General features: G+C 73.6%; 5 protein-coding genes. 3 read left to right on the plus strand and 2 right to left on the minus strand.

What is annotated here, in order from left to right; translation table 11 throughout:
• The first annotated feature begins 5 nt into the window (after positions 1-5).
• The 3 genes from AB0E05_RS28130 (at position 6) to AB0E05_RS28140 (ending at position 3,785) form a co-directional block, all read left to right on the plus strand.
• Entirely contained in the window at positions 6-1,250 is a 1,245-nt protein-coding gene (locus AB0E05_RS28130) for a HAMP domain-containing sensor histidine kinase (protein ID WP_361968438.1), read from the plus strand.
• Between the two features lie 294 nt (positions 1,251-1,544).
• Entirely contained in the window at positions 1,545-2,456 is a 912-nt protein-coding gene (locus AB0E05_RS28135) for a D-alanyl-D-alanine carboxypeptidase (protein ID WP_361968495.1), read from the plus strand.
• Positions 2,457-2,927: 471 nt separating this feature from the next.
• Complete coding sequence (locus AB0E05_RS28140) at positions 2,928-3,785, plus strand: RICIN domain-containing protein (protein WP_361968440.1); 858 nt, start codon at positions 2,928-2,930, stop codon at positions 3,783-3,785.
• Positions 3,786-3,851: 66 nt separating this feature from the next.
• Here AB0E05_RS28140 and AB0E05_RS28145 read toward each other — a convergent pair whose 3' ends face one another.
• Positions 3,852-6,599, minus strand: a complete 2,748-nt coding sequence (locus AB0E05_RS28145) for a right-handed parallel beta-helix repeat-containing protein (protein ID WP_361968442.1) — start codon at positions 6,597-6,599, stop codon at positions 3,852-3,854.
• Between the two features lie 85 nt (positions 6,600-6,684).
• The gene (locus tag AB0E05_RS28150; protein WP_361968444.1) at positions 6,685-15,672 is read right to left on the minus strand and encodes a putative T7SS-secreted protein; all 8,988 of its coding nucleotides are present in this window, start codon (positions 15,670-15,672) and stop codon (positions 6,685-6,687) included.
• Between the last annotated feature and the right edge of the window lie 67 nt (positions 15,673-15,739).

A 15,739-nucleotide genomic window follows, 5' to 3' on the forward strand; every position in this document is an offset into this window, starting at 1 on the left:
TCGCCGTGGGCCTCTTCAATCCCCGCGCCCTACGCTGGAAGATCGCCGCGCTGACCGCCCTCGCCTGCTGTGCCGTCGCCGTCGTGATCGCCCTCCTGGTCCGGGACTCCAACCGGGACCGCATGCTCAGGGTGGGACGCGAGCGCGCCGCCACTCAGCTGGAGATGGTGACGCAGCAGTACGAACGGGGGAAACGGCTGCCGGGCGTCGATGTCCGCACCTCGGACGAGACGCCCGCGCCGCTGCTGCGCGACCTGGCCGAACAGCGCCGCCAGGGCGGGGACATCGGCCTCTGGTACGAGGTCGACAAGCCCGATGTGCACTGGATGTGGGCGGCGACCGGCGTCGACGACGGCAGGATCCTGATCGCCAGGGTCGACATGTCCTTCGAGGAGCGCAGCCTCCAACTCCAGGACCGCACCATCGTCACCTCCGTCCTCGCCGCCCTCGTCGTCGTCGTTCCGCTCGCCGCGCTGGCCACGGAGCCGGTCATCCGGCGCCTGGGCCACGGTGCCCGTACCGCTCGGGCGATCGCCGACGGCGACCTCGATGCCCGGATCGGCAGCCCCGGACGCGCCCGCGACGAGGTCACGGAGATGTCGGCCGCCGTCGACGAGATGGCCGCGGCCCTCCAGCGCAGGCTGGAGTACGAGCGGCGGTTCACCGCCGACGTCGCGCACGAACTGCGCACCCCGCTGATGGGCCTGGTCACCACTGCCGGGCTGCTGCCCGACGACGAGGTGGCCCTCTTGCTCCGGGACCGGGTGCGGGCGCTCAACGCGCTGGTCGAGGACCTGTTGGAGATCTCCCGCCTCGACGCGGGCATCGAACGGGCCGATGTCGACGCCGTGCCGCTCGGCGAGTTCGTCACCGATGTCGTACGGCGTCTGGAAGCGGGTCCGGGGGTCACGGTCACGGTCCCGGCCGGCGACGACGTCCGGGTGGAGACCGATCCGCGCCGAGTGGAACGGATCGTGGTCAACCTCGTCGTCAACGCCCGGCAGCACGGCGCCGAGCCCGTCCGGATCACCGTCACCGGGAACCGGATCACGGTCCGCGACCACGGTCCCGGTTTCCCCGCCGCGCTGCTCGACGAGGGTCCGCAGCGGTTCCGTACCGGCGCGAGCGACCGGGGGCGCGGGCACGGGCTCGGGCTGACCGTCGCCCAGGGGCAGGCCGGGGTCCTCGGCGCCCGTCTGGCCTTCGCCAACGCCCCCGACGGCGGCGCCGTCGCCACCCTCGACCTGTAGCCCGCACCCGAGCCCGTCCCGCGTGCCCCGCACGCCGCAGGGCCGTCGGTACGGGCCCGTCGGCGCAGGGCCGTCGGTGCGCAGTGAAACGTAACGGCAACGCAGCTACGCGGTGGTGGAAACGGCACCGCGCCGGTACCGAAGAACGACTCCCCGAAGGTGATTCCGGGTGCCTGCCCGCACCCGGTACCACCGGAGGTGTCCCCCGTGTCTTTCGTGTCCGCCCTGTCCGCCCTGTCTGTCGCTCGCTCCCACGCCCGACCGGGCCCCGGAGCCCGGCGCGCCGGCCGTCGTCTGCTCCCCGTCCTCCTGGTCGTCGGCGCGCTGCTCGCCGGAGCGTGCGCCGGGCCCGCCGACGAAGGGCCCGCCGACTCCGACGTCGCCACGCCCATCGACCTGCCCTGGCCGGACGAGGGCCAGGCCAGCGTGACCGTCGAGGGCATCGGCAGCCTCGGCACCAAGGGCAGGCAGATCCCCGTCCCGATCGCCAGCGTCACCAAGGTCATGACCGCCTACGTGGTCCTCAAGGACCACCCGATGAAGGCCGGCGGGGCCGGCGCGAGCATCGTCGCCGACCAGCAGGCGGCCGACGAGGCGTTCTCCTCCGTCGAATCGGCCGCACCCGTCCTGGCCGGACGCTCCTACACCCAGCGTGAACTCCTGGAAATCATGATGGTGTCCTCGGCCAACAACGTGGCCCGGCTGTTGGCGCGCTGGGACGCGGGCAGCCAGGAGGCGTTCGTCGCCAAGATGAACCGGACCGCCGCCGCGCTCGGGATGGACCGCACCACCTACACCGGGGTGAGCGGCATCGAGTCCGACACCCGTAGCACCGCCGAGGACCAGATGAAGCTGGCCCGCGCCGCCATGAAGGACCCGGCCTTCCGCGCGATCGTGGCCACGCCCGCCGTGACGCCGCCCGGTGGTGTGCGGATCCCCAACACCAACAAGCTGCTGGGCCGGGACGGTGTCGTCGGGCTGAAGACCGGCTCTTCCACCCCGGCGGGCGGCAATCTCGTCTGGGCCGCCACCCAGGAGGTCGCCGGCACGCCCCGGCTCGTCCTCGGCGTGGTGCTGGGCCAGCGCGTGGGCAGCACTCCCGCAGAGGGCAGCGCGGCCGCGCGCGAGGCCAGCCGGGCCCTGATCACCTCGGTCCGCGCGGACCTCCCGGCCGCGGTCACCCGGGCCGCCGCTCAGGGTGGCTGAGCGGCCAGCCACCCGGGCGCGGTCGGGAATGCGGCGATCTCGCTTCCGGTGGATCACGAGCGTGTCACGGATCGTGCGCCCGGGGGGCGAAAGGGATCCTCGCGGTGCGAAATCGCATCCTAGGGACCGGATGTGAGCTGGTGTCATCGACCGGTCCGCCCGCCCGGTGGGAGCTGCCCGGCGCGACGGAGCGCGGACGGGTCGGGAGCGCCGCTCCACCGCCGTGCCTCGTTCCGATCGCCGTCCCACCCCACGGGAGATGATGTGCCGCCCGCGCCCAAGAACCGTCCGTCCGAACCCTCCGAGCCGGGAGCGCCGGCCGAAGACACGGGGCTCCGGAACGGGTTCTCGTCGACGTTCGCGAAGAATCCGTCCGGTCCGCGGCGTGGGCTGCTGCCCGGCAGGCGGGTGTGGACCGCGCTCGGTGCCGCCGCAGCCGTGACGGGACTGGTTCTGGTGACCGTTCCGCTGGTGAACCAGCTCGAATTCGACTCCGAATCAACGAAGAAGACGAGCGCCGCCAAGGAGAACGGCACGCCGGGGGACGGGGCTTCGGGGGCTCCCGTCCAACAGCGCGGTGGGGAGAGGGAAACCGGGGGCACGGCGTCGGCGGGGAGTGCGACCGGTGGCGCGGGCAGTTCCACGGTTGGTGGGCAGGGCGTGCCGGCGCAGCCGTTCCGCTTTCCCGGCGGCTCGGGCTCCGGCTCGGGCTCGGGGACCGGGAGCGGGGCCGCGGCCGGTGCCGGGGGCGAATCCGCGGCGGGCGCTTCCGGGCGGACCGACGGCGCATCGGGCGTTCGTGAGCGGCCTGCCACGGAGTCCGGCTCCGGCAGTCGGGAGGCGGAGGGCAAGCCGGTGGGGCAGAGCACGTCGAAGCCTTCGACGGCCAACGCCGCGCCGGAGGTGCCTCGTCCGCCGAAGTTGGACGACGGGAAGATCAAGGGGCCGGTTCTGGGCTTCGCCGCGAAGCGTTGCCTCGACATCGTCGGTGGCAAGGTGACCGACGGGGCGCAGCTCCGGCTGGATTCCTGTTCCGGGCAGCAGCGCCAGCGGTTCGAGTTCCGCCCGGACGGTCAGGTGTGGACGCTGTACCAGCAGAAGATGTGCATGGACGTGGCAGGGGGGTCGAAGAAGAACGGGACGGCCGTCCAGATCGCGAACTGCTCGAAGAACGGCGCTCAGAAGTTCCAGATCATGACGGACGGGTCGCTGGTGAACCCCCAGTCGGGCAAGTGCGTCGAGGCCGTGAACCTGGGCGGCTCCACCGGGTACCGGCTCCAGCTCCAGACCTGTGACGGGGCCAAGGACCAGAAGTGGCAGATCGGCTGAGGCGACGGCCGCCGTTGGGGCCGCCGTCATGGGAACGGCGGCCCGGACGGCGTCCCCGGTCGGAGGTCAGGGTGCCGGCGTCGACGGTTGCGGTACGTCCAGGTCGGTGAGCGTGACGAGATCCGCCTCCGACGGCGCGTCGATCTCGGCGACCCGGTACGCCTGGCGCTCCGTCATGACCTGGAAGGTCTGCCGGGCGGTGCGGCCGTTGCCGAACCTGCTGTCCCGGGGCACACCGGCGAAGTGGACGTCGAGCGCCGCCCGCGCGTCCCCGGTGAGTTCGTACTCGTGGGAGGCGGCGTGCCGTTCCACGATCTGCACCAGTTCCGCGTCGTCGTAGTCCTCGAAGAGCAGGGTGCGGTTGAAGCGGGAGGCGAGGCCCGGGTTGGAGTCGATGAAGTGCTCCATCTCCCCCGGGTAGCCCGCGACGATCACCACGACGGCGTCGCGGTGGTCCTCCATCAGCTTCACCAGCGTGGCGACGGCTTCCTGGGCGAAGTCGTTGCCGCCGCCCGCCGCCGGGGCGAGGGAGTACGCCTCGTCGATGAAGAGGACCCCGCCCATGGCTTCCTGGAAGACGCGCTGGGTCTTCGGGCCGGTGTGCCCGACGTACTCGCCGACCAGCGACGAGCGGTCGGCCTCGATGAGGTGGCCGCGTTCCAGCAGTCCGACGGCCGCGAGGATGCGGCCGTAGAGGCGGGCGACGGTGGTCTTGCCGGTGCCGGGGTTCCCGGCGAAGACCAGGTGCCGGCTGAGCGGCGGGGCGGCGAGGCCGGCCGCCTCGCGGCGCTGCACCATGCGCATCAGTTTCACCAGGGAGGCGACGTCGGCCTTGACCCTGGCGAGTCCGATGAGTTGGTGGAGTTCGCCGAGGAGGTCGTCCAGGCTCTCCTCGGGCACGTCGTCGGGGTCCGCGCCGCCGTCCTCCGCGGCCGTGGCGTCCACCGGCGCCGGGCCGCCGGGGGCGCGTTGGGGCTTGCGCCGTGCGGGCGCGCCGGTGGGGGCGGGCCACTGCGGCGACTCGACCCGGAGGGAGACGCAGTCCTCCACCACCGGTTCGGCGTCCGGGTCGGCGCTCAGGTCCTCGGTGGCGTCCTGGACCCGGATGCGGCGCAGTACGGGAGCGGCGGTCTCGGCGAGGTGGACGGCCGGGAAGCCGGGTGCGGAGATCTCGCACTCCTCGTACGTTCCGCCTCCGCCGGCGTCCACGATCAGGCCGTTCTTCGCGGGGCGCACCACCCGTACCCCGGTCAGCACCGGTTCGGCGCCGCCGGCGACCACCACTCCGGATCCGGCGGCGTCGCGAATCTCCAGGTCGGTGACCCGGGGCGTCGCGCCGGAGCCGACGACGAGTCCGGCGGTGCCCGCCCGCACCAGTCTGCCGCCGCGCACCTCCGCCTCGCCGGGGCCGAGGACGACGGCGGCTCGCTCGCTGTCGACGATCTCGCAGTCGGACAGCCGTGTTGCGCCCCGGGTGGCGGCGGTGACGCCGTTGTGGGCCCGGTGCACCGAGACGCCGCGGAGTTCGGCCCTGGCGGTGTCGGCGAGGTCGACGCCGGACATGCCGCAGTCGCTGATCCAGGTGTCGTGGACGACGGCCTGTGCGCCGGCGACGAGGTGGGCGCCGTGTTCGGGGGTGCGGGCGATCCGCAGGCCGCGCAGGCGGACGTCGGCGCTGTCGCCGGCGTGCACGGGGCTGAAGGCGCACTCGTCGACGGCGCTGTCGTCCAGCCGGACGACGGAGTTGCCGGTGGCGAGCAGTCCGTTGGAGGCCGAGGCGCGGATCACCGTCTCCCGGGCGGTGAGTTCGGCGCTGCCCTGCACGGCGACGGCCGCGGCGGCGGTGCGGGTGATCCGAGTGCCGGTGATCCTGACCCGGGTCTCGTCGCCGGCGCTGACGCCCGATCCACCGCTGTCGCGCAGGGCGCAGGAGGTGAGCGCCACCTGTCCCCGGCCGCTGACCCGGACGGCGTCGGCGCCGCTGCCGGAGAGTTCGCAACCGTGCAGCCGCACGCCGCCGTCGGCCGCGCGGGGCTCCGCCGCCTCCTCGTCCGGGGCGGGCGACGGGGAACTGCCCAGCACCCGTACCGCGTCGCCGGCGCACTCCCGGATGCGGCAGTCGGCGAGCAGCGCCGACCCCTGGTCCTCGACCAGGAGTCCGCTGCGGCCCGCGCCGTCGATGAGGGAGTCGCGGAGGGTGACGCGGGCGTTCTCGCGGACCCGGACCGCCGATCCGGTGCTGTCCCGGACGTCGGTGCGCAGGAGTTCGACGCGGCTGGCGCCGCCGGCGACCAGCCCGGTGCCGTCGGTGCCGCGCAGCCGGCAGTCGGTCATGGTGACCGGTCCGCTGGTGCGCAGCAGCACTCCGGCGAGGGCGGCGCCGCTGAGCACCGCCCCGGACATGGCGAGTTCGGCGTCGCCGTGCGCCTCCAGCCGGCCGGTGCCGATGCCGCCGCCGAGCCAGTGGGTGCGCCCGCCGCTGAGCACCACGGCGGGCCGGTCGGCCGCGGCGCCCTCGACGACCAGTCCGTCGACGACGACCCGGGCGCCCGCGGTGACCTCCAGCGCGGGCCGTCCTCCGGCGGGGGCGGCGAGCACGGCGCTGCCAGGCTGTTCCCGGCCGTCCGCGCCGAGCGCGCGCAGGGTGACGCTGCGGTCGATGCGGACCGATTCCCGGTGGACGCCGGGGGCGATCCGTATCTCGTCCCCGTCGGCCGCGACGCGCAGGGCGGCGGCGAGGGTGGGGTGGGCGCCGGGGGCGCCGGGGGCGCCGGTGCCGACCCGGTGGACGGCGGGCTGAGCGGGAGGTGTCACAGGGGTTCTCCGTCGGGGCTGGTCAGGGCGCCGGCTTAGGGCGGTGGGTACGGGTGGTTACGGGTCGGGCGCGTCGTTCAGGGCGCTACTGCCGGCGCCGGTGGCGGAGGGCGTCGGCTATCTGCCGGTCCACCAGATCCGGGTTGACGCCCAACTGCACCAGCCTCTGCCGGGCCTCCTGGAAGGTGGCCAGGGCCGCGTCCGCTTCGGCGCGTGCCGCTCGTCCGGCGTCCGCCGATGTCGAGGGCCGGCCGGCGAGCCCGCCGCCGACGCTGACCTCGGCGTACTGGAGATAGGCGAGTTGGTAGTGGTCGAGGACCCTTTGCACGAGTTGGGGGTGGGAAGGCGCGACGGGGTGGCCCTGGCCTGCGCTGCCTCCTGCGGGAGGCCCGTACGTACTGCCGCTGGATCCCGGGTGACCGGGTGCGCCTGCGCTGTCCGTGGCCCTCGCCTTCCCCGTGCCGACGCCCGGATCGGCGGGGCGCACGTGGTCCACCGGCGCGGTGTTCCAACCGCCGCCGTCCCTGCCCCGCCAGTACAGGTTCACCGTGTTCGACGCCCCCACGTCGATGGGGTAGGAGGCCCCGTCGGCGGCGATGACCTGGAAGTTGTGGCCGAGCGCGTGGGCGTAGAGCCGAAGGACGTACTCGCCTCCCCGGTCCATGGCCCCGTCGAGGCCCCTGCCGGACGCCCCGGGGGCCTCCACCCGTCCGGTGGCCAGCCGGACGAAGAGGTCCCTCGGGGTCAGACCCGCCTCGATCGCCTGGGCGTTGGGCCGGTCCAACCGGTCGAGGTCCGTGAGCCCGTCCTGCCCCGCTCTCACCGGGTCGAAGCGGTTGACCACCCGTTCCAGCATCTGGTCGGCGAGGCTCGGCCGTGCGCCGGGCGTGGCCGACAGGCCGTTCAGCGTGGCGAAGAGGGACCCTTGGGGCGCGGCTATCCCCTGGCCGGGGAGGTGGACGTCCCTCAGGTACCGCAGATGGCGCAGGAGGTTCGGCGTGTCCGCGGAGAGCGCGAGGTTCTCCACGTGGATGCGGGTGTTCGCCGGATCGATGCCCGCCCGCAGTCCGCCGAAGGAGCCGCCGCCCGGCACCGGCTGGGACGCGTGCCGGGCGATTCGGTCCACCGCGCCGTCGCCGAGCCGCGGGTCGAGTTGCGCGGCGAGCTGGGCGATCGACGGCTGCGGTGCGCGGTCGAGCCGGTTGTACCGGGGGTGGAGGACGTCCGGCGCGATGGTGTTCCCCGTCATGTAGTCCTTGCGGTACGGCGCGGTGCGCACCCCGGACATGGCGGACCGGGCGTTCGTGTTCTGGTCGTTCTGGCCGAGCAGCCGCGACGTCAGTGGCTTGGGCGGGACGTGGTCCTGCTTCAGGTTCTGGGCCGTGCCCGTGTTGAAGTCCCGTACCAGGCGGTCGAGGTCGGTGGGGATCGCCGCGCTCTCGAACTCGGTGTGGAAGGCCGCCCCGCGCTCCGGCAGCGCGTGGTTGGCGGCGTCGATCTCCCGCCGGGTCAGCCGCTCCTCGTACGCGTCCCTGATGGTCAGGACGGACCTGCGATGCACGTCGTCCGGTGCCAGCGCGGGCACGGGGGGCCCGCCCTGCGGATCGGGTACGGCGCCGTTGCCCGCCGCACGGGCACGGTGGGCGGCCAGTGCGTCGCCGGCCGGTCCGGCGAGCGCGCCCAGTCGCTGGTCGGCCAGGTGGCGGAGGAAATCGGTCAGTTGGGCCACCTGCTGGGGGCTCGCGGTGGGCAGTGCGTTCGCGACCTTCGTCAGCGCGGTGCTGATCTCGTTCACCAGCGGCTCGACCGGGGTCTGGGAGCCGACCGCGCCGGTGGGGGTGGCGTACCCGGGCGGCGGGGCGTCCAGTTCGTCCGCCAGCCTGAGCAGGGCGTCGGGTGCCTGCGCCGTCAGGGTCTCGATGGCGCGGGGGGCGTCGCCGACCATGCCCAGCAGGGATTGGGCGGCGCCGGGCGGCAGCGGGGCCCGGCCGAGCGGGTTGTGTCCGGCCGAGAGGTGCTGCCCGAGCTGGTGGAGCAGGTTCTGGGCGGGTGCGCCCCGGCCTCCGCCGCGGGCGATCCGGTCGGCGAACTCCCGGAGGAACGCCCCCGGCAGCGGGAGTCCGGAGCCCTGGTACCACAGGCCGCTCTCGACCACCTCGGCGGCGCGGGCGTGCAGCAGGCCCTGTGCCTGGGCCACTCCTTGCGGTCCCTGCAACGGCATGTCCGTGCGCATCCAGTTCGCGATCCGGTGCAGACCGCGCTGCGCCTCGGTGATCCTGGCCGCCCTGCGGTCCAGCGCCATGTCGTACGCGGTGCCGTCGGTGAGGCGCAGGAACTCCTCGGCGCGCCGCGCCTGGTCGCCCGTCGGCCCGAGTCGGGACCACACGATGGCGTGGTCGACGCCGGTCAGCAGGTCCGACGCGGCGCCGGCCGGGAACCCCGGCGGCATCGGCGGCAGCGGCAGCCGCTGGTCGAGTTCCCACGTGTTGAGGACGTTCAGCCGCTGGCTCAGGACGTTGAACTCGGCCGAGCCGTCGCCGAACCGCACCAGCCCGGACTGGGACGTGGCCCGGGGGGACGCCGAGTTCCGGGGGATCAGGTTCCGCAGGTCCAGGAGCGTCGCGGCACCGTCGACGAAGAGATTCGGTTCGGGGCCGTAGGGCACCATCGGATGGGTCGTGGAGGCCGTGCCCCGTACGCGCATGTCGTGCGTGAGCCGCTGCGTGAAGTCGGTGGAGTACCCGGCCGCCCGCTCCCGCAGCAGCGCTTGGGCTCCCGGGTCCCGCAGATCGTGGACGTCGCCCTCGCCGACCGTCCGGTAGCCGCCCGTCATCATCAGGGGGCGCGTGCCGTCGAGCGACTGCTCGAAGTGGCGGAAGACGTGGCGGCCCGAGGGCACCGTGTGCGGGTACGCGTCGAAGTCCACGACCGCGACGTACGGGTGGTGGTTGCGTTCCATCATCGAGCGGATCGCGTACTGCGTGGCGGGGCTCGTGAGCGTGAGGTTGCGAGCCGTCCCCTGGAGCGCGAACGGGCCCTCCCGCGCCGGCAGGGGGGTGCCGACCACGGCCAGCGGGTGGGGGAAGGTGAGCTGTTGGGGGACGGTGCGGACGGCGTCGGCGAATCCGGTGCCGTTCACCCCCACGACGACGGCGAAGCGTCCGCGGAAGCCGTCGTCCAGCCGGTGGGTGAGGGCGTTCAGGAAGCGCTGGAAGCCGACGACGTCGTTGACGGACCCGGCGCTCGCGATGACGTTGACGACGTAGGCGATCCGGTTGCCGCCGTCGGCGCTGCGGCGTACGAAGTCCAGGTACTCGCCCGGCTCCATGGGGCCCGCCGGGGTGGTGCTGCCCAGCGCCCGGAAGTCCGCGTTGGTCCAGGTGACCTGGCCGGCACCGGGGCCCTGCGGGGCCGATGGCCCCGGGGCGCCGCCGGTGCCCGTCCCCGGGGCCGTCGCATGCTGTGCCGGGGGCGGGTTCGGGCTGAAGAACTGGTCCAGTTGGGCGAAGAAGCCCTCCAGTTCCTGATCGCTCATCGGCGGGCCGGAGCCGACGAACGGATCGCCCGCCCAGAAGTCGTCGTCGAACACATCGAGTTGGTTCGGCGTGCCGCCCGGTACGGTGACCTGGGCGGTCAGCCGGGGATCGCCCGCCGTCACGGGCGAGGGCTGCAACCACACGCCGCCGCCCTGGCCCGCGCCCGACGGCTGCGGCGGATGAGCCGGCGCAGGGGGCTGGGCTCTCGTCCCAGGGAGCGTGGGCGGGAACTGGCTGTCCATCCACGCCAGCGTGTCGTCCAGGTTCAGATGGTTGAACTGCATGTTGAACTGGTCCAGTTGGAGGCCGGCCGCCGCTCCCGGAGCAGGGGCCGGGAGCGGCCCGAAGGACGCCAGGGCCTCGTCGAGCCACTCCAGCTCGTTGGCCGCGTCCGCCGCGTCCGCCGCGTCCACCGGGTTCGTCGCGGACGGGCCACCCGCCTGCGGCGCGTTGGTCTGCGGCGGGTGGCCCCGCCAGCCCTGGCCGGCGTCGAAACCACCGCCCGTACCGCGCCCGCCGCCCCCGATGAGCGCACCGCCGCCGGTGTGGACGTTCGCCCTTGCGGCGTCGATGCGTGCGCTCGTCGCCACCGGGTCGATCCCGTGGGCACGGACGTCGTCCGCAGCCTCGAACGCGGTGCGGTAGGCGGCGTCCAGGTCCCGTCGAAGCAGCCGTTGGCTGGCGCTGAGCCCGGTGGAGGAGCCGAGGTCGTTCGCCGGCAGTTCCCTCGCGGCGCGGCCTTGCAGCGCGGCGAGTTCGGTCCGGGCGACGTCGTACGCGTCGAACGCGTCGAGCCGGGCCCGCGCTTCGTCGCCGGTGGTCTCGCCCACGATGATGTCCCGCCGCACCCGGGCCCGCTCCTGCCAGACCCGGACCACCTCGTGGTCGTTCGAGAGCCCGCCGGTACTGCCGGACGCGGTGTCGTCGTCCTGGACGACGGCGCGCCCCTTGCCCTTGACGTCCCCGACGGCGGGCGGTGTCACATCGCCGGTGGACGGCGGCGTGACGTCGTCGGTCGCAGCGGGGGCGTCCGCGTTCGCCTTGACGCGCTTGTCCGCTTCGACGGCCCACTCGCGCAGCCAACGCGGGTCCTTGAAGTCGCCGACGAGTTGGTTGAGCTGCGCCTTCGCCTTGCTGTTCAGGGAGCTCTCCCCGACGGCCTTGAGCACCGATGTGGCCGCGGAGGAGCGCATGCCCTTGGCCACGTCGAGCTTCCCGACGAGTCCGGCGAAGTCCGTCGCGCCGGCGAGCCAGTCCCCCTCCGCGCGCACGGCGCGGGCGAGGGGGTCCGCGATGCGCGTCCGCAGCACCTTCTGCGTGGAAGCCCCGCCCCCGGATTCCTTCAGGAACTTCTCCAGGCCGGCGAGGACGGCGTGGTTGTCGTCGTCCCGGACGGCGTTGTAGATCTTCGAGGTGTACGCGTACTCGTTGCCGGGTGTCAGGCTCACCTCCAGGACGCGCGGCTGCCGGCGCAGTTGGAAGTTGTCCATCTTGCCGGTCGCCGTGATGTCGGCGAGGTACTCCTGGCTGAGGAACCGCCAGCTTCCGTCCGGCTGGCGCCAGAGGATGTTGGTGGCCCCCGGCCACTCCCGCCCGGTGTGCGTGGAGAGATAGGCCGCGTCACCGATCCAGTCCGTGGGCGAACGGTCCACTCGGAAGTTCGTGGCGTGCACGATCGCGCTCGGCCCGTTCGGGGACTGGTAGTGCCAGGCCCGGAAGACGTGCTCGTCGACGTCGGTGATGGTCAGGGCGCAGCCGTTCATCTCCGGGGTGAACACGAAGTCGGACCCGACGCGGCTCTCCGGGTTCCGGGAGATGACGGCCTTGCCGATGTCCTTGGCCTTCTTGGCGTTTCCGCTCTTGTACGGGATGAAGCCGGAGGCGAGGTAGTCGTCGTCGGCGATCGGCCGCAGCATCGCGGGGTGCCCGGCCAGCTTCTCGAAGAGTTCGCGGGTGGTCTTCGCGACGACGTCGGTCGCCCGGAACAGGTCACCGTCCAAGAACGCCTGGACGTACCGTTCCACGGCGGGGGTCAGGACGAGGGTGCCGCGGCTCGCCGCGGGATCGGCGCCCTCGCGCACCAGCACGAACCAGTTCCGGTCCGTCTCGCCCATCATCTTGACGAACTTGTTGGCGAGTTCGTCGCTGAGACCGGGCATCCGGGCCTTGATGCCCTGGGTGAAGTCGGTCGTGACCGGGCTCTCGCGGAGGAACCGCACCGGGTCGGAGACGAAGGCGCGGGTGCGCGAACCTTCCGGTCCTGCGTACGGGTTGTCGACCCGGCCCGCTTCGGGTCGGGCCGCCGGGTCGGGCGCTCGCCCGAGGTCGTCCGCGAGGCCGTCGGGGGCGGGTCCGCCGGGCGTGCGGCCGTCGGGGGCGAGTTCGTCGGGTACGGGCCCGTCCGCCTGACCGGCGCCCGGGGCGGGCGGCCCGTCTTCGCCCGCCGTGGCCCCGTTCCCGGCGCGGCCCGCAGCGGACGAGGCGTCGGCCGCCTCGTCTGCCTCGTCGGCGAGGACCCGGGAGAGGTCGGGCTTCCCGGCGCCGCCGGGGACCCCGCCGTTTTGGACGACCATGCGGACGTTGAGGGAACGCACCTCGTTCAGCGTTCCGTCGGGGTCGACGCCGACGTCCCGCAGTGCCTTGCGGGCGTCCTTGACCTCGGCGACGGCGACGTCCAGCGGGGTCTTCGCGCCGGGGGCGGGGCCGGCGCTGGAGGAGGAGCCGGCGCCCGGGGTGCTCGGGGCGCCCTCGTCCGCACGGCGCTGTGCCGTACGCAGGCGCACGAGGGACTCCTCGTACGCCACGTAGCGCTCCATCCGCAGATCGCCCAGCGCGCGATCGGGGGTCCCGCCGGTGATGACGTTCCCGATGGAGAGCCGCAGTTGGTTGCGGAAGGTGGCCGCGGCGTGGCCCTCGATCCGGGTGGGGACCGGTGCGGCGGGGCCGAACACCGACGCGTCGGCGATCCGGGTCGGGGTCGGGGCCACGACCTTGGCCGGACGGACGTCCCCGACTCCGACCGGGCTTTCGGGGCGCACGGGCGTGGGCGCGGCGGGAACGGGGGTCGCGGGCCGTGCGGACGGGGGCGTACCCGGCGTACCCGGGTCCTCGGCGCCGCGGCGGGGCCGGGCCACCAGGTCGAGCGCCCGGTCGGCGTCGGCCTTCTGGATCGGGGCGACGCCGGCCGCGTCGAGCGGGGCGCGGGAGGAGACGCCGCCCGAGGAGGCGGAGGCGCTCATCCCGGCCGGGGTGCGGGGGCGCGCGTCGTCGCCCCGCAGCAGGGAGAGGGCCTGCTGCCGGCTGTCGAGCGCGGTGGCGGGCGAAGGGACGGGCGCGTCCGCGCCCTTGGGGACGGGGGTGGCGGGCGGTGTGCCAGTGGCGGCGGAGGACGGGGAGGTCCGGCCGGGAGCGGGGGGCGGGGTGAGGGAGGTCTGACCGGTCGCCGCGCCAGGGGTCGCGGCCGGTGGCGTCGCCGCCTGGCCGGGGGCGGCCGTCAGCGGCGGGGTCGCCGCGCCGGTCAGCCCCGCGCCGGGCACCGCCCCGCCTGGAGTCGCGGCGTTCAGGCCCGTTCCGCCCGGCAAGGTGACGCCGGGGGTGCCCGTAGCGCCCGTCAGCGCACCGGTGTTCGGCAGCGCCGCGCCGGGCACCGAACCGGGCGGGGTGAGGGCGATCGCCGCCAGCGACTCCGCGTTGACCGTCACGTCGGTGTCGGCGCCGATCCGGAAGGAGATGCCGTCCGCGCCCACGCTGCGGACCGCGACGTCCCCGTTCTGGAGGGCGAGCAGCTCGGGGAGCTTCAGATCGGCCAGGTCCTCGGAGTGCCCCACCGCACTGCGGGCGAGGACGTTGCTGTCGTCCAGGGCCGTGTCGATGCGCGACAGCCCGTCGGACGCCTCCGCGCCCCGGCCCGCGCCGGGGGCGTCCAGGACGACGGAGAGCCCGGCGGGGTGGCGGGCGCCGTCGACGACGCCGATCGCGGTGTCGGCGGGGAGCAGCAGATTGCTGTCGAGGCGGACCGTGCCGGCGGAGGCATCGAGCCGGGTGAGCGGGTCGAGTGCCGGGGTGCCCACGGTGGACTTCGGCAGCAGCAACCCGCCGGGCGAGACGGTCAGGTTGCCGGGCAGGGGCGGGGTGATCAGGCCGGGCACGGCGCCCGTGCCGCCCGGCATCGTCGCCCCGGGCCGGTTGAGCAGGAGGTCACCGAGCTTGGCGAAGCCGAGGTCGGTGAAGTTGAGCACGGGCATCTTGCCGACGGAGAGGTGGAACAGGTCGGTGGTGACCGTTCCGAAGCCGGGTCCGCCGGGGGCGGCGCCGAGGGGACCGCCGAGCGGTGAGCCGACGCCGGGGAGCCCGGCGCCCCAGCCGGTCCTCCCCGGATTGCCGGCCTTCATGAGGTACTCGAGATCGCCCGCCTTCACCATCATCTGGCGGAGCGAGTGCTGGGGGATGCCGAGGACCCGGTCGGCGAAGGCGAGGGCCGCGGCGCCCCGGAAGCCGACGACGCCGATCTCGACGAAGTTGACCGGCAGCACCGCCGCCGCCATGAACCGTCCGAACCGGTCCAGGGTGACCAGTCCGTAGACCTTGAACTTGTCCATGTTTCCGGTGGCGAGGCCGGTGATCCTGGTCCAGTCGTCCTTCGGGAGGCGGCCGAGGTACTTCATCCCGCCCCAGAGCCCGGGCAGGATCCCCTTCGCCCCGGCCCAGGTCTTGGCCCCCAGCAGGAAGGGCACCACGAGGAAGCGGCTGGTGCCGGTCATCAGGGCGATCTTCCCGACCTCGTCCACGAAGCCTGCCCCGCCGGCCTTGATGCCCTTGCCGATGGCCTTGAGGGTGCCGCCGATGCCCTTGGTGGAGGGGAAGAGGACGCCGAGGAAGGCGAGTCCGAGTTCCAGGCCGCTCGCCTTGCCCTGGCTGTAGTCGACGGCGACCTTGATGAGGTTCACGGCGTTCATCGCCCAGGCGATGATGCCGAGGAGTCCGCCGGTGAAGATCGCGAGGATCGAGACGATGATCGTCAGGATCTCGAAGACCTCCCAGAAGATCTCGCAGTCGCTCGACGGCTGCTTCATCATGTCGCCGGCTTCGTCCAGTTGGGACCTGAACCGGTTGACGGCGTTGGACAGTTCCGTGCGCGCGGCGGTGACGCCTTCGGCGAGGGCCTGGCGCTGGGGGTCGTCCTCGGGCAACTTCTGCGCGGCGCTCAGCGCCGTGTCCGCCTCGCCCTGGGCGGTTTCGAGGGCGGTGGCGTACGTGCGCATCGCCGACTCGGCAAGGTAGAAGGAGCCTTCGACCGCGCCGGCGAAGCCGTGGAGGTGTTCGTCCACCTTCTCGCGCAGCATGTCGGCGGTCTTGCCGATGAACCGCTGCCCCTCGCCCGAGGTGTTCTGGATCTCGCGCAGTCCCGTGTTGACGGTGCCCGCGGCCTGGGCGAGGGTCTTCATCGCATCCGCGAGGAGGACGATCACCGCAGGGTCGCCGGGAGTCGGGTCCCCGCCCAGTCCCAACGAACTCCAGTCACCGGGACGCGCTGCCAACTCGGTCTCCTCGAAGTGCTCTTCACCGCGCCGTCCCTCGGGCGGCGCGCGGTCAACCTGTCCGATG

The sequence above is a fragment of the Streptomyces sp. NPDC048057 genome (assembly GCF_040653095.1).
Classification (GTDB): Bacteria; Actinomycetota; Actinomycetes; order Streptomycetales; family Streptomycetaceae; genus Streptomyces.